General features: G+C 67.5%; 23 protein-coding genes and 1 tRNA gene. 14 read left to right on the top strand and 10 right to left on the bottom strand.

The window, feature by feature from the left end:
• Nucleotides 1-56: 56 nt before the first annotated feature.
• Both ACU6XJ_RS00855 and ACU6XJ_RS00850 read left to right on the top strand, forming a co-directional pair.
• Nucleotides 57-1,052: a FecCD family ABC transporter permease gene (locus tag ACU6XJ_RS00855; RefSeq protein WP_476313745.1), complete on the top strand. Its 996-nt coding sequence runs from the start codon at nt 57-59 to the stop codon at nt 1,050-1,052.
• Nucleotides 1,053-1,054: 2 nt separating this feature from the next.
• Nucleotides 1,055-2,062 (top strand): FecCD family ABC transporter permease, encoded by a 1,008-nt coding sequence (locus ACU6XJ_RS00850; protein WP_476305765.1) that lies wholly within the window; start codon nt 1,055-1,057, stop codon nt 2,060-2,062.
• Nucleotides 2,063-2,290: 228 nt separating this feature from the next.
• On the opposite strand, the gene ACU6XJ_RS00845 is transcribed toward ACU6XJ_RS00850, so the two are convergent.
• Together ACU6XJ_RS00845 and ACU6XJ_RS00840 are read right to left on the bottom strand one after the other, a co-directional pair.
• A complete protein-coding gene (locus ACU6XJ_RS00845; RefSeq protein WP_476305764.1) occupies nt 2,291-2,485 on the bottom strand; it encodes a ferredoxin in 195 nt (64 codons plus the stop codon).
• A gap of 8 nt (nt 2,486-2,493) precedes the next feature.
• Complete coding sequence (locus tag ACU6XJ_RS00840) at nt 2,494-3,699, bottom strand: cytochrome P450 (protein ID WP_476305762.1); 1,206 nt, start codon at nt 3,697-3,699, stop codon at nt 2,494-2,496.
• Between the two features lie 167 nt (nt 3,700-3,866).
• Between ACU6XJ_RS00840 and ACU6XJ_RS00835 the strand changes: the two genes are divergently transcribed.
• From ACU6XJ_RS00835 to ACU6XJ_RS00810, 6 genes are all read left to right on the top strand, one after another.
• Nucleotides 3,867-4,532 (top strand): TetR/AcrR family transcriptional regulator, encoded by a 666-nt coding sequence (locus ACU6XJ_RS00835; RefSeq protein ID WP_476305760.1) that lies wholly within the window; start codon nt 3,867-3,869, stop codon nt 4,530-4,532.
• Between the two features lie 102 nt (nt 4,533-4,634).
• Complete coding sequence (locus tag ACU6XJ_RS00830) at nt 4,635-5,675, top strand: fatty acid desaturase family protein (protein WP_476305759.1); 1,041 nt, start codon at nt 4,635-4,637, stop codon at nt 5,673-5,675.
• A gap of 43 nt (nt 5,676-5,718) precedes the next feature.
• Nucleotides 5,719-6,513 carry an SAM-dependent methyltransferase gene (locus tag ACU6XJ_RS00825; protein ID WP_476305756.1) on the top strand — a complete coding sequence of 265 codons (795 nt, stop codon included), beginning with the start codon at nt 5,719-5,721 and terminating at the stop codon, nt 6,511-6,513.
• 3 nt (nt 6,514-6,516) lie between these two features.
• A complete protein-coding gene (locus tag ACU6XJ_RS00820) occupies nt 6,517-7,428 on the top strand; it encodes a hypothetical protein (RefSeq protein WP_476305755.1) in 912 nt (303 codons plus the stop codon).
• Nucleotides 7,429-7,467: 39 nt separating this feature from the next.
• Entirely contained in the window at nt 7,468-10,554 is a 3,087-nt protein-coding gene (locus ACU6XJ_RS00815; protein ID WP_476305754.1) for a UvrD-helicase domain-containing protein, read from the top strand.
• A gap of 80 nt (nt 10,555-10,634) precedes the next feature.
• Nucleotides 10,635-11,090 carry a DUF6098 family protein gene (locus tag ACU6XJ_RS00810; protein ID WP_476313743.1) on the top strand — a complete coding sequence of 152 codons (456 nt, stop codon included), beginning with the start codon at nt 10,635-10,637 and terminating at the stop codon, nt 11,088-11,090.
• On the opposite strand, the gene ACU6XJ_RS00805 is transcribed toward ACU6XJ_RS00810, so the two are convergent.
• On the bottom strand, nt 11,071-11,493 hold the full coding sequence (locus tag ACU6XJ_RS00805; protein ID WP_476305752.1) for a hypothetical protein: 423 nt from the start codon (nt 11,491-11,493) through the stop codon (nt 11,071-11,073). The two genes, ACU6XJ_RS00810 and ACU6XJ_RS00805, sit on opposite strands and share 20 nt — an antisense overlap.
• 611 nt (nt 11,494-12,104) lie before the next feature.
• Between ACU6XJ_RS00805 and ACU6XJ_RS00800 the strand changes: the two genes are divergently transcribed.
• Nucleotides 12,105-12,737, top strand: coding sequence for a DUF6801 domain-containing protein (locus tag ACU6XJ_RS00800; protein ID WP_476305751.1), 633 nt, complete (start codon nt 12,105-12,107; stop codon nt 12,735-12,737).
• Nucleotides 12,738-12,959: 222 nt separating this feature from the next.
• Nucleotides 12,960-13,033: transfer RNA gene (locus ACU6XJ_RS00795), tRNA-Leu, on the top strand.
• Between the two features lie 202 nt (nt 13,034-13,235).
• Here ACU6XJ_RS00795 and ACU6XJ_RS00790 read toward each other — a convergent pair.
• From ACU6XJ_RS00790 to ACU6XJ_RS00770, 5 genes are all read right to left on the bottom strand, one after another.
• Nucleotides 13,236-15,074: an ABC transporter ATP-binding protein gene (locus ACU6XJ_RS00790; protein ID WP_476305750.1), complete on the bottom strand. Its 1,839-nt coding sequence runs from the start codon at nt 15,072-15,074 to the stop codon at nt 13,236-13,238.
• Nucleotides 15,071-15,628: a class I SAM-dependent methyltransferase gene (locus ACU6XJ_RS00785; RefSeq protein ID WP_476313742.1), complete on the bottom strand. Its 558-nt coding sequence runs from the start codon at nt 15,626-15,628 to the stop codon at nt 15,071-15,073. The genes ACU6XJ_RS00790 and ACU6XJ_RS00785 overlap by 4 nt, the downstream gene beginning before the upstream one ends.
• On the bottom strand, nt 15,511-15,828 hold the full coding sequence (locus tag ACU6XJ_RS00780) for a class I SAM-dependent methyltransferase (RefSeq protein WP_476305748.1): 318 nt from the start codon (nt 15,826-15,828) through the stop codon (nt 15,511-15,513). Before ACU6XJ_RS00780 ends, ACU6XJ_RS00785 begins: the two co-directional genes overlap by 118 nt.
• A 360-nt stretch (nt 15,829-16,188) precedes the next feature.
• Nucleotides 16,189-16,938 (bottom strand): class I SAM-dependent methyltransferase, encoded by a 750-nt coding sequence (locus ACU6XJ_RS00775; protein ID WP_476305747.1) that lies wholly within the window; start codon nt 16,936-16,938, stop codon nt 16,189-16,191.
• A 103-nt stretch (nt 16,939-17,041) separates the two neighbouring features.
• The gene (locus ACU6XJ_RS00770) at nt 17,042-17,830 is read right to left on the bottom strand and encodes an SAM-dependent methyltransferase (RefSeq protein WP_476305746.1); all 789 of its coding nucleotides are present in this window, start codon (nt 17,828-17,830) and stop codon (nt 17,042-17,044) included.
• A gap of 692 nt (nt 17,831-18,522) precedes the next feature.
• On the opposite strand from ACU6XJ_RS00770, the gene ACU6XJ_RS00765 reads away from it, so the two are divergent.
• Genes ACU6XJ_RS00765 through ACU6XJ_RS00755 form a run of 3 tightly spaced genes read left to right on the top strand, consistent with a single transcriptional unit; the run spans nt 18,523 to nt 20,955 of the window.
• Nucleotides 18,523-20,217: an asparagine synthase-related protein gene (locus tag ACU6XJ_RS00765; RefSeq protein ID WP_476305744.1), complete on the top strand. Its 1,695-nt coding sequence runs from the start codon at nt 18,523-18,525 to the stop codon at nt 20,215-20,217.
• Between the two features lie 4 nt (nt 20,218-20,221).
• A complete protein-coding gene (locus ACU6XJ_RS00760) occupies nt 20,222-20,530 on the top strand; it encodes a lasso peptide biosynthesis PqqD family chaperone (RefSeq protein ID WP_476305742.1) in 309 nt (102 codons plus the stop codon).
• Complete coding sequence (locus ACU6XJ_RS00755) at nt 20,527-20,955, top strand: lasso peptide biosynthesis B2 protein (RefSeq protein WP_476305741.1); 429 nt, start codon at nt 20,527-20,529, stop codon at nt 20,953-20,955. The genes ACU6XJ_RS00760 and ACU6XJ_RS00755 overlap by 4 nt, the downstream gene beginning before the upstream one ends.
• Nucleotides 20,956-21,021: 66 nt before the next feature.
• Here the strand turns inward: ACU6XJ_RS00755 and ACU6XJ_RS00750 are convergent, their stop codons facing one another.
• Nucleotides 21,022-21,156, bottom strand: a complete 135-nt coding sequence (locus ACU6XJ_RS00750; protein WP_476305738.1) for a hypothetical protein — start codon at nt 21,154-21,156, stop codon at nt 21,022-21,024.
• 263 nt (nt 21,157-21,419) lie between these two features.
• Nucleotides 21,420-21,719, bottom strand: a complete 300-nt coding sequence (locus tag ACU6XJ_RS00745) for a hypothetical protein (protein ID WP_476305737.1) — start codon at nt 21,717-21,719, stop codon at nt 21,420-21,422.
• A 738-nt stretch (nt 21,720-22,457) separates the two neighbouring features.
• On the opposite strand from ACU6XJ_RS00745, the gene ACU6XJ_RS00740 reads away from it, so the two are divergent.
• On the top strand, nt 22,458-24,974 hold the full coding sequence (locus ACU6XJ_RS00740; protein ID WP_476305735.1) for a discoidin domain-containing protein: 2,517 nt from the start codon (nt 22,458-22,460) through the stop codon (nt 24,972-24,974).
• Nucleotides 24,975-25,937 lie beyond the last annotated feature (963 nt).

Genomic DNA, 25,937 nt, shown 5'->3' with positions numbered 1-25,937 from the left:
CTGTCCACTCGCCACCCGAGGCCGACGGCGGCAGCCAGGACACCCGGCGACGCCGCGTGGGCGCACTGCGCGGGCCGGGTCTGATCGTCGCGGCCGGGGTGCTCGGGCTGGTGGTGCTGCTCAGCATCTGGCTGGGCACCAAGGGCATCCCCTTCACCGCGACGTGGGACCTGTTGTGGCATAACGACGGCTCCGCCAACGCGGTGATCATCCACGACTACCGCATCCCGCGGACCCTGCTCGGCATCCTGGTGGGGGTGGCGCTGGGACTCGCGGGAGCGCTGATGCAGGCGCTCACCCGCAACCCGCTGGCCGATCCCGGTCTGCTCGGCGTGAACCTCGGCGCCTCCACCGGCGTGGTAGTGGCGATCGTGTTCCTCGGCATCCGCGCCGTGCTCGGCTACGTGTGGTTCGCCTTCGCGGGCGCCGCGCTGGCCGCCGTGGTGGTGTACCTGCTCGGCTCCGCGGGCAGGCGGCTGGCCACCCCGGAACGCCTGGTGCTGGCCGGGTCCGCGGTGACCGCCGTGCTGTACGCCTTCAACACCGGGGCGCTGCTGGCCGACCCCGAGGCGTTCGATGAGTTCCGGTTCTGGAGCGTCGGCTCGCTCGCGGGCCGCCAACTGGACATCGTGCTGGCCGTCGCTCCGTTCATCGTGGTGGGCACGGTGACCGCGCTGTTGCTGATGCGGCCGCTGAACGCGCTGGCCCTCGGCGATTCGATGGGCCGCGCGGTGGGTGCCAGGATCGGCCTGACCAGGGCGGCGGGCGCGATCGCGGTGACACTGCTGTGCGGAGCGGCCACGGCGGCGGCCGGGCCGATCGTCTTCGTCGGCCTCGCCGTGCCGCATATGGCGAGGATGATCGTCGGGCCCGACCAGCGTTGGGTCCTGTCCTATTCGCTGGTGCTCTCACCGACGCTGCTGATCGGTGCGGACATTCTCGGCAGGCTCGTGGTGGCACCCGCCGAACTGGAGGTGGGAATCGTGACCGCCCTACTCGGGGCGCCGGTGTTCATCGCGATGTGCCGCCGCCGGAAGCTGGTGAAACTGTGAAGGTGTTGCGCAGCAGGTCGGACGGTTTCTCGATCCGAGTGCACAGCCGAGCGGTGGCCGCGACCGCGGCGGTGACCGCCGTACTGGTGACCGTCATGCTGATCACGCTCAGCACCGGCCAGTTCCAGCTTTCCCTCGGTGAGGTGTTCGCCGCACTGGTCGGCCAGGGCAGTGGCGGCGCGGACTTCATCGTCAACACGCTGCGGTTGCCGAGGCTGCTCACCGCGGTGCTGGTGGGGGCCGCGCTGGGACTTTCCGGCGCGATTCTGCAGAACCTGACCGGCAACGCCCTCGGCAGCCCGGACATCATCGGCTTCACCCACGGCGCGGCGACCGGCGCGCTGCTGGCGATCATCGTCTTCGACGGCACCATGACCCAGATCGCGGTCGGCGCGGTGGTCGGTGGGGTGCTCACGGCACTGGTGATCTACCTGCTCGCGTTTACCCGCGGCGCGCACGGGTTCCGGTTCATCCTGATGGGCATCGGCGTCAGCACCATGGCCCTGGCCGCCAACTCCTACCTCATCACCCGCACCAACCTGCACGAGGCGCTGGCCGCGCAGGCCTGGCTGGTGGGCAGCGTGAACGGCCGCGGCTGGACCCAGGTGACCGCCGTCGCCGCCGTGTTGGCGCTGCTGCTGCCGGTGGTGCTCTACACCGGGCGCAAGCTGAGCGTTCTCCAGCTTGGCGAGGACACGGCGGGCGGACTCGGGGTGAACGTGGGCCGGACCAAGGCCGTGCTGCTGGTGTGCAGCGTGGTGCTGTCCGCGGTCGCGACCGCGGCGGCGGGCCCGATCTGGTTCGTCGCGCTGTCCGCCCCGCAGATCGCGCAGCGGATCACCAGGAGCAGCGCGTTGATGCCCGCGGCGCTGGTCGGTGGATTGCTGCTCGCGGCGGGAGACCTGCTGGTGCAGCGCCTCTTCCCGGTCAGCAGCCTGCCGGTGGGCACCGCGACCGGTGTGCTGGGCGGGGTCTACCTGGCGTGGCTGCTGTCCACCCGCCGTCGCTGAGAAAGTCGAGGGTCGGCGTGCCGGGTCGCCTCGCGGCGAGTGGCACGACGCGGCTCCAGCCGAACGGTAGTCCGCGAAGGCGAATGGGGTGAGGCCCGGGGGACACTGCGGCACGCCGACCACCCCGTCCAACGCGGACCGGCGGGCTGGTGTTCCCGCCGGTCTATGGCGTCGGACACGTAGCGGCTCCGTCATCAGGGCACGCGGCAGGCCTGGTGACGCCGCCCTCTAATCGGCCAGCGACAGCGCTCCGCTGGGACACAGGTGCACGGCGTCGCGCGCCCTCTCCAGGGTCTCGCCGTCCACTTGCTCCTGGAGCAGGACGACGGTGCCGTCGTAGTCGTTCTGGTCGAACACGGCGGGTTCGGTCAACACACACTGGCCTGCGCCGACACAGATGTCGGTGTCCGCGATGATGCGCATGATCACTCCTACCACGTGACGGGCAGTTCGTAGAGGCCGTACACGCCCGAGTCGTGCTTGAACGGCAGCTCGGCCACGGGCTTGGCCAGTCGCAACGTCGGCACACGCGTGAACAGGGTATCGAAGACCATCTGCAATTCGATGCGCGCGAGGTTCTGGCCGAGGCACTGGTGGGCGCCGAAGCCGAACGCGATGTGGTGCCGGTTGGCCCGCCCGATGTCGAAAACGTCGGGATCGGCGAACGCGGCGGGGTCCCGGTTGGCCGCCAGGCTCAGGCCCAGCACGCCCTCACCCGCTCTGATGAGCACTCCGCCTAGCTCGACGTCCTCGAGCGCCACCCGCGAGGTCGCGATCTCCGCGATCGTGAAATACCGCAGCAGCTCCTCCACCGCACCGGGTGTCTTGGCGGGGTCGGCCTTGATCGCAGCCAGCTGCTCGGCGTTCTCCAGCAGCGCGACCGTGCCGAGCGAGATCATGTTCGCCGTGGTCTCGTGCCCTGCGACCAGCAGGATGAACGCCAGGCTCACCAGCGCGTCGTGGTCGACGGCGTCTTCATCGCGCTGCTTGCGGATCTGCCTGCCGAGCAGGTCGTCGGCGGGATCGGCCTCCTTGCGGCTCACCAGCGCGTCCAGGTAGCCGCGCAGCTCCTTGGCCGCGTCGCGCACCTGCTCGGGGGTGCTGTCCCGTTTGATCAGCTTCGAGGTGCACTCCTGGAAGAACTCGTGATCCCCATAAGGCACCCCCAGCAGTTCGCAGATCACCAGCGACGGAACCGGCAGCGCGAAGGCCTTCACCAGGTCGGCGGGGCGCGGTCCGGCGAGCAGGTCGTCGAGGAAGGTGTCGATGATCTCCTGGATGCGCGGCCGCAGGGCGTCCATCCGCCGCACCGTGAACTCCCCGACCACCGCGCGCCGGGCCTTGGTGTGCTCCGGCGGGTCCAACGAGATCATCGCGGGCTTCTCGCTGATGATCCGCCTGTTGTTGGACAGGACGGGGAAGCCGGGGTTGCGCCGGTCCGAGCTGAAGCGCGGGTCGGCCAGCATGGCGCGCAGGTGCTCGTGGCGGGTGATCATCCACGCCCGGTCGCCGGTGGGCAGCAGCACCCGGGTGATCGGCTCGTCCTCTCGCAGCGTCCGGTACTGCGGGGGTGGGTCGAATGGGCAGGTGCGGTCCATCGGATAGGCGTGCACGGGCTGTTCCACCACATCGGTCACGGGAGATCCCCTATCTCACAGGCTGCGTATGTGGAATGTTGCCTTCCGTTTTCCACGGTACTTATCCGGAAGCCATGCGTCCACCTACTCCCGGTTGTCCGCCTGGCTGCCGGGTGTCTCGCTCCGGACGTGCGAGAATCCGGTCAGTCGAGCAGGGGAGCGGGAGAATGCGGGCCGAGTCGGAACTGCGTGACGGCGAGCCGCCGCTGCGGGCCGACGCACGCCGCAACCGCGACCAGATCCTCGGCGCGGCGTCCGCGATGTTCGGTGAGCACGGCGCGCAGGTGCCGATGGAGGAGATCGCCAAGGCCGCGGGGGTGGGTGTCGGCACCCTTTACCGCCGCTTCCCCGACCGGGAGACGCTCATCCGAGCGGTGGCCGTGCAGGCCTTCCGGCAGATGCTCGCCGAGAGCCGCACCGCGGCCGACGAGGAGCCGACGGCCTGGGAGGCGCTGGTCCGGCTCCTGCGGCAGACCGGCAAGCTCCAGGTCACGTTCCAGCTCGCGATGCTCTCGGAGCGGGCGCATGCGGTGCTGCGGGGGGACCCGGAGATCGCCGATCTCCGCACGCAGGTCATCGAGGTGCTGGACAAGATCGTGGTGGCCGCCCAGGCCGAGGGCAGCATGCGCACCGATGTGGGTACAGGCGATGTCGCCGCGCTGTGCGCGCTACTGTTGAGGAAGCTGCATAACCTCTCCGATGAGGCGGCACAGATCTCTCCGGAGCGCAGCATGCTGCTGGTTCTCGACGGGCTGCGCGCGCAGCCCACCACCAGCAACCTGCCCGGTCGACCGCTCACCAGTGCTGACTTCACGGTGCTCAAGCGCCGTTGAATGCATTCTTGCCCAACATCCGGGGTGGTGAGGTTTACACCCGGAAGAAGAGTGGGTCCTGCGTGATGGTCATGGCCACCCGCCGACGAAAGACTTCTCGTCATGACGACAGACAGCGCCCTCGCACCCCGCCTGGGCAGTGATTTCACCGAACTCTCCCGCCGGATCAAGGCCGCGGGTCTGCTGGACCGGCGCAACGGCCACTACGCCGTTCGCGGTGTCGCCGTCGCGGGGCTCTACGCCCTGGGATGGGTGGCGTTCTTCCAGCTGGGCGAGTCCTGGTGGCAGCTCGGTGTGGCGTTGTTTCTCGCCATCATCTTCGGCCAGGTCGGCCTGCTCGCCCACGACATCGCGCATCGCCAGGTCTTCCGCACCCGCGGTCCCAGCCAGTTCGCGGGCTGGATCGTGGCCAACCTCGCCATCGGGTTGAGCTACGGGTGGTGGATGGACAAGCACACCCGCCACCACGCCAATCCCAACCACGAGGAACTCGACCCTGACGTCGAGCCGGACGTGTTGGTGTGGTCGCGCCGCCAGGCGGCCAACAGCACCGGCCTGACCCGCTTCATCGCGCGCTACCAGGGTTTCCTGTTCATCCCGCTGACCAGCCTCCAGGCGCACAGCCTGCACTTCTCCAGCGTGCGGGCGCTGTTCCAGCCGGGACCGATGCGGCACCGCCGCATCGAGGGCGTCATGCTGCTTGCGCACTTCGTCCTGTACTTCACGGCACTGTTCACCGTGCTGCCGCCGCTGGCCGCGGTGGGCTTCTTCCTGCTGCACCAGGGTGTGCTCGGTGTGTACCTGGGAGCGATCTTCGCGCCGAACCACAAGGGCATGCCGACGCTGACCGATGAGGACAGCCTCGACTTCCTGCGCAAGCAGGTGCTGACTTCCCGCAACGTCACCGGCGGCCCGATCATGGACACCGCGTTGGGCGGTCTGAACTACCAGATCGAGCACCACCTGTTCCCCAACATGCCCGCCCCCAGCCTGCGCAAGGCCCGGCCGATCGTGCAGGCCTACTGCGCCGAGATCGGCATCTCCTACTACGAGACGGGGTTGATCCGGTCCTGGTCGGAAGCGCTGCGGCACCTGCACGACGCCGGGACGCCGCTTCGTATTCCCCAAGATCAGCACGCCTAGTACTCTCCCGAGTACCAGCCGTACGCGGGGAAGGCGAGGCCACATGGCGGGCGAGGCGTGGGTTCCACCGGGTGTCAACACCGACCAGCCGAGCGCGGCACGGATCTACGACTTCCTCCTCGACGGCGGCCACAACTTCGACGTGGACCGCGCGGTGGGCGGCAGGATTCTGAGCATCCTTCCGGAGGGCAGGCAGATCGCCGCCTCCAACCGCCGCTTCATGCACCGCGCGGTCAACTACATGATCTCCCAGGGCATCACCCAGTTCCTCGACCTCGGCTCAGGCATCCCCACCGTCGGCAACGTGCACGAGGTCGCGCAGAAGGCACACCCCGGCAGCAAGGTCGTCTACGTCGACATCGAGCCGGTGGCGGTGGCGCATTCGAACCTGATGCTGTCGGACAACCCGGATGCCACCGCGGTGCGCGCCGACCTGCGTGAGCCGGACGCGGTGCTGGGCATGCACGAGGTGGGCTCGCTGCTGGACTGGGACCAGCCCATCGGCCTGCTGATGATCGCGGTGTTCCACTTCGTCGCCGACGCCGATGACCCGGACGGCATCGTCGCCCGCTACACCGAGGCGCTGCCCGCGGGCAGTTTCCTCGCGCTGTCGCACCTGACCGCGGACCACCGCCCCGAGGAGATGGGCAGCGTGGCCGAGCAGATGGCACACACGCCCAACCCGATGTACTTCCGCCCCTATGACCGGGTGCGCGCGATGTTCGGCGACCTCGAACTGGTCGAACCCGGCCTGGTCACCGCCCCGCACTGGCAGCCCGACCGCGGCCACGACGAGGGCCCGGACGACGTCTACGCCGCGGTCGCCCGCATCTCGTGACGGGTGTTAGCCCGGCTTCTTGACGAGTACTCGGCGGTCTGGTCGATGTGGCTGGACGGCAAGCCGACGCAGGGCATGACCCTGTGGGGCAAGCAGATGCTGCTCTGGGGCCGCCTCGGCAAGCTCCTGCAACTGCTGGCGGGCCTGACGGTGATCCTGGACCTCATCGACCTCGACAGGCTGCGGGACCGGGCGACCAAGGCGGCCGCCCGATACCGGGCGAGCCACGCCGTGCTGCGGAAAAGGGTCCGTCGCGAGGAACTGGTCACGCTCAAAAGCGCGATCTATCGCACCATCGTCAACGAGCACTACGTGGTGACCAGTCACCACACGCTGAACTATTTCGAACATCGCCCGGTGACCAAGCCGCCGGAGGAGAACCCGGCGGAAGCCATCGCCGACGCCGAAGACGTCCTGCGGTTCTGGGAGCACGCGGTCGCGGAAACCGCCGCCGCGCACTCCTGTACATCCGATCATCGGTTGCTGTGCGACGAGCAGATCGCGCGGGCCGAGGAACTGGTCGAGGAGTTCCTGCTGCCCCGGCTTTCGTCCGAGGACCGCGCCCTGATCGAAGGACCGAGGTTCGGCTCCGAGATGAGAGGCGCCGCCTTCGCATTCGTGCTGGCCGTTGGGCTTATCGGCCAGTTCGGGGTGAACGGTGTCGTCTGGGCGGCGGGCGGAAGCGACGACCTCCAGCAGACGATCAGCCTCAGCGTGTGGGCTCTGTGCGTGATCGGCATCATGCTGGTCGCGCTGGCTCCGCAGTGGTTCTTCATCGCGGGCAACTTCCTGCGGACGCTGCCGATCCGAATGTTCGTCTCGCTGTGCGACCAGGCCCGGCCGTTCCACTTCTTCCGACGGCTCGGACTGTCGCTGTTCCTGATCGGCTTCCACTTCGACCTGCTCGCATCCTGAAGCCACGCAGCGTGATGCCGTGAACACGGCTGTGGCAGGATGCGCCGGGTGCGTTTTGTCGCTGATCTGCACATCCACTCGAAGTACTCCCGGGCCTGTAGCAGGGACTGCGATCTCGAGCATCTGACCTGGTGGGCGCGCCGCAAGGGAATCACCCTTGTCGGCACAGGGGATTTCACCCACCCGGCCTGGTTCGAGCACCTGCGCGAGAACCTGGAAACCGCCGAGCCCGGCCTGTTCCGGCTGCGGCCCGACCTGGACCGCGATATCTCCCGCCGCCTCGCGCCCAGCCTCGCCGCGAGCGAGGTGCGGTTCATGCTGTCCGTGGAGATCTCCACCATCTACAAGCGCGGCGACCGCACCCGCAAGGTCCACCACCTGATCTACCTGCCCGACTTCGACGCCGCCACCAGGTTCAACACCGCGCTGGGCCGCATCGGCAACCTGGGCTCCGACGGTCGCCCCATCCTCGGCCTGGACTCCCGCGACCTGCTGGAAATCACCCTGGAATCCGGCGACGGCGCCTACCTGGTGCCCGCGCACGTGTGGACGCCGTGGTTCGCGGTGCTGGGCTCGAAGTCCGGCTTCGACGCCATCGAGGACTGCTACGTCGACCTCGCCGACCACATCTTCGCCCTGGAGACCGGGCTGTCCAGCGACCCCGAAATGAACTGGCGCATCTCAGGGCTCGACAAATACCGGCTGGTCAGCAACTCCGACGCGCACTCCCCGCCGATGCTCGGCCGCGAGGCCACCGTCTTCGACACCGACCTGGACTACTTCGCGGTCCGCCGCGCCATGGAGACCGGACAGGGGCACGCAGGTTCGATCGAGTTCTTCCCCGAGGAAGGCAAGTACCACATCGACGGCCACCGCAAGTGCGGCGTGCGGATGGAGCCCGCGGAAACCCTGGCGCACAACGGGATCTGCCCGGAATGCCGCAAGCCGCTCACCGTGGGCGTGCTGAGCCGCGTCGAGGAACTCGCCGACCGCCCCGACGGGGCTCGCCCCGAGGGCGCGGCGGGCTTCCGCAGCCTGGTGCCGCTGCCGGAGATCGTGAGCGAGATCGTCGGCACCGGCCCGAAGAGCAAGAAGGTGCTCGGCGAGATCGACCGCCTCACCGCCGCCCTCGGCCCCGAACTGGTGATCCTGCAGGACGTTCCGGTCGACGACCTCAAGCCACACTCGCCGCTGTTGGCCGAGGCCATCGCCCGTCTGCGCCGCGGCGAGGTGATCCGAGACGCCGGTTACGACGGCGAGTACGGCGTGATCCGCCTCTTCGAGCCCGGCGAGGTGCAGCGCCGCAACACACCCGCGCTCTTCGAAGCGCCCGCGGTGGAGGCCCCCGCCGCCAAGCCGCGCCGTGCCCCGGTGGCGCAGCCCGAACCGGTCGCCACCACGCCGCTCGTCGCTTCGACGGGCACCTCGCTGCTGGACGGCCTGGACCCCGACCAATGTGCCGCGGCCGAGATCACCGAGGGACCGCTGCTGATCATCGCCGGACCCGGCACCGGCAAGACCCGCACCCTGACCCACCGCATCGCGCACCTCGTCACGGCGCACGCCGTACCGGCGGAGCAGTGCCTGGCGATCACCTTCACCCGCCGCGCCGCCGGTGAGATGGCCGAACGGCTGGCCGCCCTCGCGCCCGAGCACGCGCCGCGGCTGACCGTCGCGACCTTCCACTCCCTCGGCGTGCGCATCCTGCGCGAGCACCACGCGCTGTACGGCCTGAGCGCGGGCTTCGGCATCGCCGACCAGGCCCGCCAACTGGCCATCGCCACCGACACCACCGGCGACGAGGCACAGGCCCGCCTGCTGCTCGCCGCACCCACGGACCACCCCGACGGCGAGCGCTACACCAAGGCACTGCGCCAGCAGGACCTGGTCAGCTTCGATGAGTTGATCACGTTGCCGCTCGGCCTGTTCGAAGCGGACCCGGCTCTGGCCGCGGCCTACCGCGAGCGGTACCGGTGGATCTCGGTGGACGAGTACCAGGACGTGGACGAGCAGCAGTACCGCCTGCTGCGGCACCTGTCCGCGGCGGACGGCAACCTCACCGCCATCGGCGACCCCGACCAGGCCATCTACCGCTTCCGCGGCGCCGACGTCGGCTTCTTCCTGCGCTTCCGGCAGGACTTCACCACCGCCCGCACCGTGCAGCTGACCAGGAACTACCGCTCCAGCCCCCACATCCTGACCGCCGCGCTCCAGGTCATCTCGCCGACGACGCTGGTCCCCGACCGCGCCTTGCACCCCATGGGCGCCCACGGCTCAGCGCTGGTCGGCCTGCACTCAGCACCCGACGAGCAGGCCGAGGCGGCCTTCGTGGCCCGCACCGTCGAGCAGCTACTCGGCGGAACGTCCTTCCACTCCATGGACAGCGGCCGCGTCGACACCGATGGCGTGCCGGGCCTCGACCTGTCCGACTTCGCCGTCCTCTACCGCACCGACCGCCAGGCGGGTGCGGTGATGGAGGCCCTGACCAGAGCGGGCCTGCCGTTCCAGAAGCGCTCCCACGACCGCCTCACCGACCGCCCAGGTGTTGCCGAGATCCTCGCCGAACTTGCCTACACCCCGCTGTCAGGCGGCTCGAAAACCCCTGTCGCACACCAGATCTCGCTGGCCGCCGAGGCGGTCCGCGCCCGAACCCCCGAAGCCGCCGCCGACCTGCACTCCGCGATCGACCTGCTCAAACCCCTGGCCGAGAAGTGCGGCGAGGACCTCGACCACTTCCGCGGTGAGCTGTCGCTGGGTTGCGAGGTCGACACCTGGGACCCTCGGGCGGACCGCATCACGCTGCTCACCCTGCACGCCGCCAAGGGGCTGGAGTTCCCGGTGGTGTTCATCGTCGGCTGCGAAGACGGCCTGCTGCCGCTGCGCTGGCCGGGCGCTGCCGTGGACGAGGAGCACGTGCGAGAGGAACGCAGGCTGCTGTTCGTCGGCATGACCCGGGCCCAGCGCTGCCTCTACCTCAGCCACGCCGCCGAACGCTTCCGCCACGGCGCCGTGCACAAGACCACGCGCTCGCCCTATCTGGCCGATATCCCCGCCGCGGTCCGCGAACAACTCGGAACCGCCCAATCCCCGCGGAAACCGAAAAGCACTCAGCTCCGCCTGCTGTAATTCCCGACGCCGGATCGGCTCGATTTCCACCGCCGCATGCGATTGACGTGCGTATTCGGGGTACACCGTCTGTCGTGGACATGCCGACCCTCGACACGCTAACCGAACTGGCCGAACTGGTGGCCGAGAACAATGCGGGCGCCGACCTGTACCTGCGTTGGTCCCAGGGACCGGTCGCCGATGGGGTCGCCGACGGTGGCCATGGCCACAGCAGGGACGAACTCACCGGCGTCCGGCTGCCGGGCCTGTCCGCCAGCCCGCTGCGGGTGGAACCCTGGTGGGAGGACCGTTCGATCCGGCTCTGGGTGGCCCGGCGCCTGTTCGACTACCGGCACCTGTGCGAGCAACGCGGCCCCGGAGTGCGGGCCTGGGTGCTGACCGGCGAGGAGTGCGGCCGCGGACCCGACAACGAGCCGCTGGTGACCTGCCGCAGACCACTTGCCTGGGTCTCCGAGACCGCGCTGCGCGAATGCGAGGCCATGATCGAACGACAGCCCGCGACCGACTGGGGTTCGCTCAATCGCGCCCGCTCGTGACCGGCGCGACCTCTACCGGCCCCGCGGCCCGACCTCCCCGGAAGTACTCCCGCGAGGACCGCGACCCCCACAGCAACCAGAACACCGCGGCGGACAACAGCCAGCCGGAGAGCAACGCCAGCCTGGCCCAGATATCAGGGAACATAAAGAAGATAACGAACCGCCCGGCGAACTGGCCGATCAACAGAGTCGTGATCGCAATCCGCGCCCAGTTCTTCCCGGCCCGGACGTGATAGACCAGCCAGGCGTACACCGGCGCGCTGATCGCATGGAAAACCGTGCCGACGTTGATATCCCCCAGCGGGAAGATCTGGTGCACATGGTTGATGGCGTGGATGAGGATGCCGTCGGCCGCCAGCGCAACCGTTGTCGGGGCGCGAAAGGCCGATCGGGATTCAGACACAAGGTCCTCCGAAAATTGTCGTCGCGTTTCCGCGAATGGGACGGGCCACCTCCCCAGCGCCCGCACCCAGGAAACGCCCCCGACCAAAACCCACGTTGTGTGGCACCGGTCACACTCTCAGTGAGAGGGTCGACTCGCAGGCTGGGGCCCACGCCACCTCGTTGACCAGGCGGTGCCGTCGGGCAATGCCAACAGGGGAGTGGGATGTCGACGCCCACGCAGCCGAAGCCTCTGACCTCCGGCTAAGAATGGTCCTTATGCGACTCCGCTTCACTGCCGGCGATGGCGCCTTTACGCTTCTCCACACCAACAACTTGTAGCTTGCCTATAACTTCCGACATGTCTGCCCGATGAGATTTCACGGCAACCCACAATTCACCGGTCGGCGGTAGGCCGATCCGGTCGCTTCCGTGAAAGCTCGCTTGTCGACAAGTTGCCGCAGACGTAACCTACCCGTCGGTAGCAATACCCACCTTTTCGCAAATGCGGCGAGGGCAATGGATTTTCGGATTCACTCCCACTCAACGGCATCGCGGTTCCGATCCGGAGGATTGTCGGCTTCGCGCCGGCTTGAGCCGCGTATCCGTCAGAACAATGGAGTCGAGGTATCCATGATCGCAAGACTGGTCAAAACCGTAGCCTACCTGGCGACCACCACGCTGACGGTGGCGCTCACCGGTGTCATCGGAGCGGGCACCGCGGCGGCAGGCGACAAGGTCTACGAGAGCCACGTGCTGAACTACACCTGCAACTACCCCTTGATCGGCGAAGGCCCCGCCAGCGGCAAGGGCAAGGCCATCGGCCCCGACTCGGTGCGCACCGGCTCCAAGGCCACCATCCGCGACCTGGAGATCATCGCCACGATCCCCGCCGAGGTCGCCGAACTCATGTACAACGTCGCAGGCGTAGACGGAGCCCGCGGACGAGCCGACTCCGACGTCAAGGCCACCGGCGGCACCCTGGACGCCACCACGGCCAAGGACATCTTCGCCCCCGAGCAGTTCTACAGCGGCAAGGGCGACATGACCTTCAAGGCGCACCAGGACGACAAGACCTTCATCCCCACCGGCACCGCGGGCCCCGCCCCCGGCCCGTTCCGCATCGACATCGGCGACACCCTGACCATCCGGGCGGACTTCCACTTCATGAACGCCAACCCCGCCTGGCAGACCCAGGACCCCTTCACCTGCACCCTCAACCCCGGCCAAAACACCCAACTCGGCAGCGCCCCGATCACCCCGTAAGAACAGCCGCGATCCGCCTGCGCCCACCCAGCGCAGGCGGATCTGCCATTCCGGCTGCCGAACCGGTCGAGGTACTGCTCACCACACCGGGCGCCTTGACCCCCGGCCATCGCGACCTGGGCCACCCACAGGTAACCGCCCTCATCCTGACCAGCCCCTATATCCTCCCCACCCGCCCGATCACGCCCTACACCCCACCCGGTAAACTCCAACAATGCACCCGCCCCGGTAGCCCAATTGGCAGAGGCAACGGATTCAAAACCCGTCCAGTGTGAGTTCGAGTCTCACCCGGGGCACATACAGCATTCACACATAGCTCGACCTGCGGTTTCACGCTTATTTGAGCCATGTCTTCCTCTTTCGGGTGATGGAGCGGCTCGGCAGCGGCCGCTACCGCTCCGAGGCCGTCTCCGGGCAATGTGATGGTGATCGTCGCCAGGGCGGTGCGCCTCGCGTCCTTTCGCGGTTGACACTCCTGTGCTCGGGGGGTGGCCGCCCTCATTGGTTGATGAGTCCGTCGGGTGTGCGTCCGTTGTGCTCCGGAGGTGTCATGTGGAGTCGGCCGGTGGTGAGGTCACGGTAGATCGGGTTGCTGCGCAGCAGTTCGTCGTGGGTGCCGGCGCCGACGAGGTGTCCGTTGTGCAGGACCAGGATTTGGTCGGCCATCCGGACGGTGCTGAGGCGGTGGGCGATGATCAGCAGGGAGCATTCGGTTGATACCTGGTTGATGGCGTGGTTGAGGGCGGCTTCGTTGACGGTGTCCAGTTGGGAGGTTGGCTCGTCGAGCAGGAGGAGACTGGGGCGGGGCAGTAGCGCTCTGGCGATGGCGATGCGTTGGCGTTCGCCGCCGGAGAGCTGTGTGCCGTGTTCTCCGACTTGGGTGTCGAGGCCGTGGGGTAGCCGGTTGACCAGGTCGCCCAGGTTGACCAGTTCCAGCACGCGTTGTATCTCGTCGGGGTCGGCGTCTGGTGCGGCGTAGGTGATGTTGTCGCGCAGGGTGCCGTGCAGGACCGGCGCGTGTTGCTCCACCAATCCGATTCGGGCCCGGCATTGGGCGAGTGTCAGCTGGGTGCGAGAGTCGTGTCCGTCGATGAGGATCGAGCCGTGTTCTGGGTCGTAGAACCGTTCGATCAGCGCGAAGATGGTGGACTTGCCCGCGCCGGACAGGCCGACCAGGGCGGTGCGGGTTCGGTGGGGCAGCTGGAAGGAGATCCCCTGGAGAACGGGGCGTTCGTCGTAGCGGAACCACACGTCGCGGAACTCCAGGGCCACGTCGTTGGTGGGCGGGCTGGTGTCGGTGAGTGTGTTGTCGTGTTGCTCGATGGGTAAGGCCATGGCGTCGTTGATGCGTTGCAGTGCTCCTTGGCCGCGTTGGACGGCGCTGGCCGCGTGGAGAAGGCCACTGAGTGGGGAGATCAGGTAGGTCATGTAGAGCAGGAATCCGACCAGGTCGCTCAGGGAGATGGCACCGTGGGTGACGCGAATGCCGCCGATGACGAAGACCAGGATCAGTGAGCCGTTGACGGCCAGTTGGATGGCGGGGGTGGCGATGGCGCTGAGCTTCGCGGCCCGCACTCCTTCGGTGTAGGCGACTCGGGCGCTGCCGCCGATACGGGTGGTCTCGCGGCCTTCGGCGCGGCTGGCCCGCACCGTGCAGGTGGCTGTCATGGCGCGTTCGAGGTCGGCGATCATGGCGCCGACGCTGTCCTGGGCGCGTTCGCTGGCCGTCCGGATCCCCCGCAAGACCGTGGTCACCATCGCGGTGCCTACCGCGACAGTGATCACCACGAGGCTAAAAAGCATCCAGTCGAGCCAGATCAGGAAGGCCACAGTGCCGGCAAGGGCGAGAGCGCCGGTCACGATGCTGACCAAGCCGTAGGTCACCACATCCCGCAGCAGCGTGGTGTCGGTGCCGGCGCGTGAGATCAGGTCCCCCATCCGCCGGCTGCGGTGTGTCCCCAGCCGCAGTCGTAGCAGCCGCGAGATCAGGCCAACGCGCAGACCGAGGACGATGCCCTCGCTGGTGCGCTCCAGCAGATAATGTCCGAGGCCTTCGGCCACAGCCTGCGCGGCGAACACCGCGACCAACGCAGCCAGCAACCAACCCAGGTCTCGACCGCCCGCGGCGGCGTCGATCATCTTCATGGCCAGCACCGGTTGGAGCAGTCGCAGACCCGCTCCGACCAATGACAGCAGCACCGCCGCCGCAACCTGGCGACCGTGGCCACGCGCGGTGTACAGCAGATCGCGAAGCCGTACCCGTGTCTGGCCTGCCTCCCCGCCGAGATGCGTGGAGTCGCGTGTCTGGTCGTTCTGTTGCTGGACGGTTTCGGTCATGCGGTCTTGGCTTTCGCCCGATACAGGATTACGTCGTGGTGGGCGACCATGCCGCCCTCGGCGCGCATTTGTTCGGCGTGTGCGAATATTTGGTCGCGGACCTCGGGGATGCGGTCCTCGGTCAGGAAGGGCAGTGTTCCCTGGGACCGTCCGGTCATGATGTGACTCCACAGTGCTTCTGGGTTGGGGATCGGTGTCGGGTGCTCGAGGAGTCTTTCTTCGATGGCGGCGCACCCGGCTTCGGTGAGCAGCGCCGGCACGTCGGGGTCCCTGGGATGGTAGATGTCCTGTGGGTTCGTGAACGGGTTCATCAGGTCCTCCAGCCAGTGCCAGCATTGCCGTAGCGGGCCCTTGATCGAGGCGGCGAACGTCCCGCCTGGGGTTAGAACGCGGGAAATTTCGGTAAGGGCGGCCTGGGGATCGTCGATAATGTCGATTACATAGCCAGCGAGGACGGCGTCGAAGGAGCCGTCGGGGAAGTCGAGCTGGGTGGCGTCATGCGGTGGACGGCGATGTCCGGCAGGTCGGTGCGCAGCTTCCGCACCATATTGGATGCCGTGTCGATGGTGGTGACTGGGCACCCTGTGGCCAGCGCGTGGCGGGCGACCGCGCCGGTGCCGCTGCCGACGTCGAGCAGCCGCATATCCGGGGTCAGGCCGGCGAAGTCCACCAAAGCCCTGCCGAGATCATCCGCGATGGGGACTTGCTCCTCATAGCGGTCGGCGTCATTGTCGAAGTATTCCCAGTCCTTCACCAGTGTTCGATTCCTTCCTGCGGACAGCGGTCGCCACCAGTCGGGGTGTGCGGTGTTTACAACCAGTGGCGGTCTCGGCTCCGGTCATGACTGGCGAACGTGGTAGGCGTCAGGTACTGGGGTTTGCACCACCAATCGGCAGCTGGAGTGGATGCGGTCATGCGGCCGCTGCTTTCGCCCGATACAGCAGGGCGTCCCGATAGACGACGAGGCCGATCTTGCCGGGGCTGTCCACCGCGTGCCCCGCGATCAGCTCATGCAGTGGCCGGTCAGCCGCGAGCGGTTCAGGAGGTTCGTTGCGATCTTGGAGGAGGTACCGCGTCGAGGCCTGTCCGTCCCGCTGAGGCGGCGGGCTCCTGCCTACGCTCCTTTCGCCCGATAGAGCATCGCGTCCCGGCCGAGGACGATGCCGCCCTCGGCGTGCATCCGCTCGGCTGCCGCGAAGAACCTGCGGCGGAACTCGTCGGCGCGATCCTCTGGCCACCATGGCTGCCATCCCGCGTCTACTTTGGACATCAGCCAGTTCCACAGTGCCGCTGGATCCGCCATGGGCAGCCGCAGTTCGACAACTCTGCTTTCGATGGCGCTGAACCCGGCTTCGCCCAGAATTGCCGGGACGTCGAGGGTCCGGTCGGGTCCGGCCGCGGGGGGAAAATACTCGGCGGCCAACTCGGCGAGCCAGCGCCAGCGATCCGGTAACGGGCACTGCACTGACACAGCGAAGGTTCCACCGGACACGAGCACTCGGCGGGCCTCGGTTGCCGCTGAGGCCGGGTCATCGATGATGTCGAGGACGTACCCGGCGAGGACGACGTCGAAGGAGCCGTCGGTGAAGTCGAGCCGGGTCGCGTCCATTCGGTGGGCGGTGATCTCCGGAAGGTCGGTTCGCAGTTTTCGCACCATGTTGGGTGCCATGTCCACCGCGGTGACCCGGCAACCGCGGCCCAGCGCGGCGCGGGCCACCAGCCCGGTGCCGCTGCCGACGTCCAGCAGGCGGATGTCCGGGGTCAGGCCCGCGAAATCCACCAGAGCCTCGGCCAGTTTGGCGGTGTCGGGAGCTTTCTCCTCGTAATCGTCGGCGATCTTGTCGAAGCCTTCCCAGTCCTTCATCGCAGCCCATCTCGCTTTTCGCACCAGGAGCATTCGGCCAGCCGAGTGAGTTCCCACCTGTCGGGACGAGGGGAATGGATCGACCTGGAATCAGAACCTGACGTTAATCCTGGCTCTCGGTCCCGGTGCGGACAAGAAGAAGGTTTATCCAGCCCAGGACACCACGGTGCAGACTCAACCATCGGCTTATTGACATGGCCGCCAGCTCGTGGGCTTTGGCGGCCGTCGGATCGCTGGGATTGTCATGCGCCCATCGGTTCAGCGCCCCGATCGTCGTCCACCAGAAGTCGTCGTGTTCGTCTATTCGGCTGATGTGTCCATAAACCGGCGCCCAGCCTGACTTGGTGACGAGCTCGAGTGTTCTGGGCAGGTCGCAGTACTCCTCAATGCCTTCGGAGTCCCACTCCATTTCTTTGGGTGGTTCACGGTCGAGGAAGTAGTCGCCGATGAGTGCCATGCCTCCCGGGCGCACATGCTTGCCCGCCGTGTCGAGGGTGGGCTGCAATGCCTTGAAGAGGCCGTGGGTGCGGACACCGTTGCACATCACCAGGTCGTAGCGCCTGCCGGGGTCGAAGGTGGTGGCGTCGTGTTCGTAGAGGCGAAGCCGTTCGGCGAGCTGCTCCTCCGCTGCCCCGGCGCGAGCGGTGGCCAGTGCTGTGAGGGAAGTGTCGACGCAGTCCGCAGTGGCCGTGGGGTAGATCCGAAGCGCTCGTCTGGTCCATCCCGCCGCCCCGCAGCCAAGGTCGAGAATCCCTGCCCCGTCCGGCAAGCACGCTCGCCGCAGCAGGCAATCAACGCTGGCAACGTTTATCGGGGCATAGATCGGGTAGTCGGCGTAGGCGTAGAAGGCCTCCTCGCAGCTTTCCCTGGATGACACCGGCGATGTAGTCATGAAGCGCACCTTACTGACAACGTTGGCTCCTTTGGTAGCGGCCATTCGACCGAAACGATGCGCCACCACTCCATAAGACCGCTCTGCGGTTGGCATGTGAGATAACGTGGAGACCGCTAGCCGGCCCAAGCCCTATGCCTGCCATTCGTGTGATGTTTTCCTGGTTCGCCTGAACTTGTGCGTAACTGGTATTGCCGCGCCGCTACTTGTGGCGTTGGCTCTCTCAAAGAGAAGTAGGGAGGTGACACATGCGTAAAAACAAGACTCGCAAGTCCTACGAGCGTGCGACGCTCCGGCCGGTTGGCAGCTTTACGACAAAGACCGGAGGAGGGCATGGGTTGATTAATGACGGTCAGGGAATGCAGCAGTTCCCGTGAGCGAATTTCGGTCGCGCCACCTCCAGCTTTGGTGAGCCGGAAACGGCAGACGGCCACTGACAACTGATCGGGCTGGTGGCGGCTTGCGGTTGCCGCCACCAGCCTCCCTACGCAGCGTATGGCCCCGTTGAAAGGCAGTCGATCGTCATGAGCCTCGCCGTGTTGAGCGCTGTGTCATCGTGGTTCGTCGTGCTACCCGACCACGCGTCGGCGGCCGCAGTCGTGTCCGCCTTGCGCGTCCATGCCATCCGGGAGATCCGTCATTCCTCCGGGCGGCCGTGGCTACTCGGACGTTGGCCCGAGGCAACAGCGACCGTGGGCGAAGCGGGAGACACCAGAATCGCGCTCCTCGGTGAGCACACGGTCACCGTCGACCAACTGGCCCGCTGGGCAGGGCAGGTCCGGACGGTCGGCGATCTCGATCGACTGGCGGGCAGCCTGGCAGGCAGTTCCCATCTGGTGGCCTCGGTGGCGGGACGGATCCGGGTGCAGGGCGGTATCAGCGCGCTTCGTCAGGTCTACTACGCCCAGGTGGCAGACGGCGTCGTGATCGCGGCGGATCGAGCCGATGTGCTCGCCGGACTGCTGGACGCGGAACTCGACGAGCAGCGCCTGGCCACTTACCTGCTCGATCCGTTTTCGCCTTACCCGTTGGGCGGAGCGCCGGTGTGGCGGGGCGTCTCGCTGGTGGAGGCCGGTCACTACGTGGTGCTCGAGGCGGACAAGCCGCCGCGGCCGGTCAGGTGGTGGTCCCCGCCGGAACCGGTGGTGCCGCTGACCGAGGCCGCGCCGGTGTTCCGCGATGCGCTGTCCACCGCGGTCGCCATGCGACTGCGAGGCCGCGAGCTGGTCAGTTGCGATCTGGCCGGGCTGGATTCGACCTCGGTGTTCTGCCTGGCTGCCCAAGGAGACGTCAAGGTTGCCGCGTACACCGTGCACGGGAACAACGCCACCAGCGAGGATGTGCGGTGGGCCACCCGCACACTCGCCGGTACGGATGCCGTCGAGCATCACGTCATCTCTCCGGACAGGCTGCCGCTGCACTACAACGGCATGCTGGACATCGACGAGCCGCTGGACCAACCGACGTCGATCGTCATCGATTACAGCAGGGGACTGCTCACGCCGCGCGAGGCCGCCGCCCGCGGCTCACAGCTGCACTTCACCGGTCACGGCGGCGACGAGCTGCTGTACGGTTCGCGCGCCCACATGCACTCGCTGCTGCGTACCCACCCCTTGATCGCCTGGCGGAAGATCCGCGGTTTCGCCGCCGTGTTCCGGTGGCGCCGAGGGGAAATGTGGCGACAGCTCCTGGACAACCGCGGTTATGGCGCGTGGCTTACCCAGGTGGCCGATGATCTCGCGAAACCGAAGCCCACCTTGCAGACGCCTGCGCTGGAGTGGGGATTTTCCCCGCGTCTGCCGCCCTGGGTGACGCCTGCCGCCTTCGACGCGGTGCGCGAGTCGCTGCGTACCGCTGCTCACACCGCGCAGCCGCCTGCGGCCTCGCGTGGCCTGCACGAGGAGCTGAACGGCCTGCTCATCACGACCCGGGTGTCCCGCCAGTACCGGCAGCTGGTCGCGCGGCTGGGCATCACCCTCGCCACGCCCTACTACGACGACCGGGTCATCGAAGCGGCCCTGTCGGTACGTCCCCAGGACCGGGTCGACCCATGGCAGTACAAGCCACTGATCAGAGAGGCGATGCGTGGCATCGTGCCCGAAGCCACGCTAGCCAGGAACACCAAGGACATGTCCGCGTCCGACTCTGAGAACGGGTTGCGCCGACACCGCAAGGACGTGCTGGCGCTGTGGGAGGACTCAAGGCTGGCCCGCCTGGGCCTGATCGACGCCGAAATGCTGCACAAGCTGTGTCGCGGCCCGCTGCCGGAACACCTGGGCATCGACCCACTGCGCCACACCCTGGCCTGTGAGGTGTGGGTGCGTTCCCTGGAGCGGCCACCTGTCGCGGAGCGGTCGCCGGTCGCGGCGGAGACGGCGGAGGGCTGAAAAGATGGCGTACACGTTGCGAGACGGCGTTTTCCTCGCCAAAGTCGACTACGGGCTCGCACTGCTGGATGAGAACAGTGGCCAGTACTACGACCTCAATCCCCCCGGCGCGCTGATCCTGCACACCCTCCTGGACAACGGGTCCGCTGACGACGCGGTGCGAGAACTGACCGAAGAATATGAGGTCGACACGGACACCGCCAAGCAGGACGTGACGGACCTGGTCAGCGAACTCTGCTCGAGGGGACTACTCGTGCCGGACAAGACCACGGCCCGCCGCAACGGATGGCGAATGCGGAGGAGGACCTCATGAGCAGGCCGATCGTTGTCACGTCCTACCAACCACATTCGGTGCCGCTGCCACGCCGGATCACGGCCCGACTGGTGGTGCTGGCGGCGCGACTGCTGGCCACCCGATTCCCCCGGCGTATTCGCCGCGTGCTCGGCCTGCTGAGCCGCGGCGCCGCACCTGCAGACGCCTCGCAGGCGAAAGCCGCCCGCGACACCGTGATGGCGGTCAGCCTGGAGTGCGCCGGGCTCGAGGGATGCGTGGCCCGCTCCCTGGCCACCGTACTGCTGTGCCGAATCCGGGGGCACTGGCCGACCTGGTGCCTTGGCGCGTGCACCGCGCCGCCGTTCAACGCACACGCCTGGGTGGAGGCCGAGGGAGCCATGATCGACGAGCCCTTCCCTCCCGGCTACTTCCGCACCTTCTTCACCGTCCCACCACGTGGCTGAAACCGCTAGGGAATTCAGGGGGCAGGAGCTACCGCCGTCCCGCACAGGGCATTGAAGTTCAACCACCTAATGGTTGTCGTCGGTGTCCTCGCGGTGGACCAGACGGTACAGACCATGGGATTCCAGGCCGCGTTCCTCGAGGGCGACGTCGATGGTGAGCCAGGGGTTGGTGGCGTCTTCTGCCGCGCGGCGGTGTGTCACTATCGTCGCGCGGTCCTGGCGGGCAGTTCGGCGAGTCCCTAGCCGGGCGCCGAGTCGGCGTCAGGGGCGAACGGAACCCCGATCGCGACGTCGACCTTCAAGCCCTCGGGCGCCCGAAATAGCCGCTGAGAGAGCGTCCCGCCGAACACCTCGACCGAGCCTGGCCGGGCCGCCATTCAACAAGTAGCCGCTAAACGCGTGGGGGCCTCGCGGTCCGGGGGTGGCTGACGTCGGGCTGACGGCCCGATCCGGGCTGTTGCCAGTCATTTATCGATCACCTGGCCGAGTTCGTCGAGGAGTTGGTTGATGCGGTTGGCCGCGGCTCCGTGGCGCTCCGCTTCGCGGGGCCATCCGCGTTGGAGTGCGTCGTGCGCGAGCTTGCGTTCCAGAAGAATTCGTTCCTTGAGACGTGGGGTGTAGTCGGTGGTGGTGAGGAACCTGGAGCAGGTGAGGAACAGGTCGCATTCGCAGGAGCCTGCCTCCGGGAGGCGCAGGCAGTGGCCGAGTTCGAGCGCGGTCTTGTAGTAGTTGCTGGTCAGCCAGTCCAGCGATTGTTGCGGCAACTCGTTGTACGTAGAGCCTCCGCCGCAGGGCCAGCGATATGTGCGCCGTTTCCGTCGATCTGATGGGCACGAGGTGCGGCAATGGCAGGTTTCCGCTCACGGCGAGCTCAGCTACGGTTGAGTACGAGCCAGCCATGCCGTAGGTCGCAAGGGCCAGGCCGAGCGTCGCCGACGCGTGCGTTGAGCCAAGCTTCTTTGAGTCCCTGTGGATGCGTGCTTTGACCTCGTCGGAGATGTGGCTGTAGGTCTCCTCGACTCGTTTGTCGAGGTGGTGTCCGAGCCGTCGTGTTCGGACGATGTCGGGCATCCGTCCTAACAAGGCCCGGTGGCCCGGCGCGATGGCCCGGCCAGCGGACGACCCCGGAGTCGCGGACAGCTGCCCAGTCGACGGGTGATCCCGAAATCGCGGACAGATGCCCACTCGGCGGACTACCTTGAGATCGCGGACGCATGTCCAGTCGGCGGATGGCTCCGGCATCGCGGAAGATTCCCGACCGGCAAGTAACCCCCGGAACCGCGGACAGATGCCCGCCGGCGGATGCCCCTTGGAATCGCGGACGGATGCCGGTTGGCAAGTGAACGCGGAATCGTGGTGGATGCAAGGAATCCCAGGAGTGCAATGCCTTTCCAGTTCCCTTGTCCTGCGACCACGTTGTGATCAACAAATAGGCAGACGTTTTCCAGAAAGATATTTCTGTTTTGCCGTAACGATGTCGTCTTGTGCGCGAAGAGGGGATCGTGCGGTTCACTCGATTGGTACTCGTCCTTGCCTTGGTGGCCGGTGTGTTCACCGCGCCGCAGATTTTCGTTCTGGCCCAACCGCTTGGTGAGAATCGCCCACCCGGGGCCGCTCATCATGTGGTGCCCGCCCATGTCGCGATGGTTCCGCTGGCCCCGCGTCTGTCCCGCACGGGGTGGGTGGCCACCGCGACCAGTGAGGAGACCGCCGCCTCCGACGGACGCGCGGGCAACGTGCTCGACGGTGACCCGGCGACCATCTGGCACAGCCGCTACAGCACGCCGACCGCGTCGCCGCAGTCGATCACCATCGATATGCAGCGCGTGCAACGGGTTTCGGCGCTCGCCTACACGCCGCGTACTGGCGGAGGGAACGGCACCAGCGGGGGCTACGAGGTTCGGCTCTCGGTGGACGGCAGCACATGGGGCGAACCGGTGTGCGCGGGCGTCGCGGCCGACGACTCGACGGTGAAGAACCTGAGCTTCGCGGTGTCCGACGCCCGGTTCATCCGGCTGACCTTCCTCGCCGAGGCCGGGAACCGCGGTGCGTGGGCCGGCGCGGCCGAACTCGAGGTGCACGGCGACCCGGCGGACGCGCCGACGGCGCATGCCCACCACGGCGACGCCGAGCAGGCCGCGCCCGCGAACACCGCGCCGCTGCCCCGCGACGGGTGGACCGTCACCGCCTCCGATGAGGAGACCTCCGGCGAGAACGGCCGCGCGACCAACGTGCTCGACGGCAACGAGGCGACCATCTGGCACTCGAAGTGGACCGCGCCCGCCGTTCCGCTGCCGCACTCGATCACCATCGACATGAAGGCGGTCAAACCCGTCGCCGGGCTCACCGTGCAGCCGCGCGGCGGACCGGCGAACGGTCGGATCGGGCGGTACGAGATCGCGGTCAGCACGAACGGAACGACCTTCGGGGCGCCGATCCTCAGCGGAACCTGGCCGGACGTCTCCGCGCCGCAGACCGCGACCCGCCCCACCCCGGTGGACGCCCGGTACGTGCGGCTCACCGCGCTCACCGAGTCGGGCAACCGGGGACCGTGGACCAGCGCGGCGGAGATCAACGTGCTGACGCCGGCACCGCCGCCGGACTTCAGCAAGGTCGGCCGGTGGGGCGCGGTGAAGGGTTTCCCGCTGGTCCCGGTGGCCAGCGCGGTGCTGCCGAACAACAAGATGCTGCTCTGGTCGGCGTACTCGACGGACAACTTCGGCGGCGCGAACGGGTACACCCAGACCGCGATCTACGACCTGACGACCGGCCAGGTCACGCAGCGGCGAGTGGACAACACCGGGCATGACATGTTCTGCCCGGGCACCTCGGTACTGCCGGACGGCCGGGTGCTGGTCAGCGGGGGCAGCAACGCCGCGAGGACCAGCCTCTACAACCCGTTCACCGACTCGTGGGAGCGCGGGAGTGACTTGAACCTGGCCCGCGGCTACCAGGGCCAGACCACGCTCTCCACCGGCGAGGCGTTCACCGTCGGCGGTTCGTGGAGCGGCGGCAACGGCGGGAAGATCGGAGAGGTCTACTCGCCGTCGACCGGAACCTGGCGCAGGCTTCCAGGCGTGACCTCGGCGCCGTTCGAGACGGCCGATCCGGCTGGGGTGTACCGGGCGGATAACCACACGTGGCTGTTCGCGGTCGGCGGTGGGCGGGTGTTCCACGCGGGTCCCAGCAAGCGGATGAACTGGGTGAACACCACCGGCTCCGGGTCGGTGACCAATGCGGGCACGCGCGGGGACAGCCCGGACGCGATGAACGGCAACGCGGTGATGTACGACGTGGGCAAGATCCTCACCATGGGTGGCGCCACCGCGTACCAGGACGTGAACGCGACGAACCGGGCGTACACGGTCGACATCACCCAGGGCACCGCCGCGGTGTCCAGGGTCGGCGACCTGGCCCGGCCGCGGGCGTTCGCCAACGCCGTGGTGTTGCCAGACGGCAAGGTCCTGGTGATCGGCGGGCAGACGTATCCCGTGCCGTTCAGCGATCAGACCTCGGTGCTGACGCCGGAGCTGTGGGACCCCGCGACCGGGCGGTTCACCACGCTCGCGCCGATGGCGGTGCCGCGCAACTACCACAGTGTGGCGAACCTGCTGCCGGATGGCACGGTGTTCTCCGGCGGCGGGGGGCTGTGCGGGTCGTGCGCGACCAACCACCACGACGGCCAGGTATTCACGCCGCCGTACCTGTTGAACGCGGACGGCACCGCGAAACCCCGGCCTGCGATCGTGAATGTGCCCGCGAGCGCGGGTCTGGGCGCCAGGATCACCGTGCGCACGGACAAGGTGATCAAGGGCTTCGCGTTGATGCGGCTCAGCTCGACCACGCACACCGTGGACAACGACCAACGCCGCATACCGCTGACTCCCACGGGATCGGGCACGACCTGGCAGGTGACCGTGCCGTCGGATGCCGGGGTGGCTCTGCCCGGGCACTATCTGCTGTTCGCGCTCGACGCGGCAGGCGTGCCCAGCGTCGGGAAACCGATCAGGATCGCCTAGACCGGTTGTAGGCCTGCTTCCCGAGGATCACGGTGCTGTCAGGCACGTGGTCCTCGGGGTGCTCGTGGGACGGCCGAGCAGTGCGTCGTCTGGACGACATCCTCGCCCTCGGTCGACGCTGCCACGGTCGACCCGCCCCGCTCCGACCACCAGTGCCAGGGCCGCCCACACGCCGACCCACCTTCTGGCTCGTCCCACCTGTACCTCCCGCCTCGGGGCCGAACACGCCGGCATCGCCTGCCAGCCCGAGAAGCGGGCCACTGCGGACCCTGACATGCGGAGACGCCTCCGTGTATCGGTAGTTTTACCGATACACCAGCCGGGGACTCCGCCTTTGTACTGAGGCGGTAGTGAATACTTGCAGTTGCGCAAACCCGACTGGCAAAGAGGGAATCCACCGAGCACTCTTCCCTGGAATCGGGAAACCCAAAGCGCTCACAAAGATGATAACTATTTCCGGAGGCGTCTGTCGCCGTGTCTTTTCGCCGCCGATGGCGATGTCGGTCGACTTCCCCTGTCCTCTTGGCCTGCTGCTGGTTGAGACGCCGGCCGTTCCCTTGCCTGCGACAGTCGAGCGCGCTACGGTTCTTCACGCTCTGTACGGTGCGTGAAGAATTGCGCGGTACTTGCATATCAGTGCGGTTTCCCAAACCGCCCCCCGATAGCGTTCGCCGCCGAGGATTATCTCAGTTGAGGAGTCTGAAGACATAGGAATATGGCATAAGATCGCGCGTGCGGCGGCCGCTACGGCGGCTCAGCTGAGGTCGACCGACCTGGCGCACTGCGAATAGCGCCAAAGCACGAGTTGGCGGGCAGCCGCAGGCCGCTGAAGTACGGGTGCTTACCGGTGACGGTGAAGGAGACGGCTGCGAAGACGCCGCCCGTGACGAACCTGGTGACCTCGAACAGCAGCCGTTGGTCCCGGGTTCGGCGCCGCAGCCCGCACCCACAGCGAGGGGCCTC

This window comes from Actinorectispora metalli (assembly GCF_056323685.1).
This window is presented reverse-complemented; position numbering and strand designations above follow the sequence as displayed.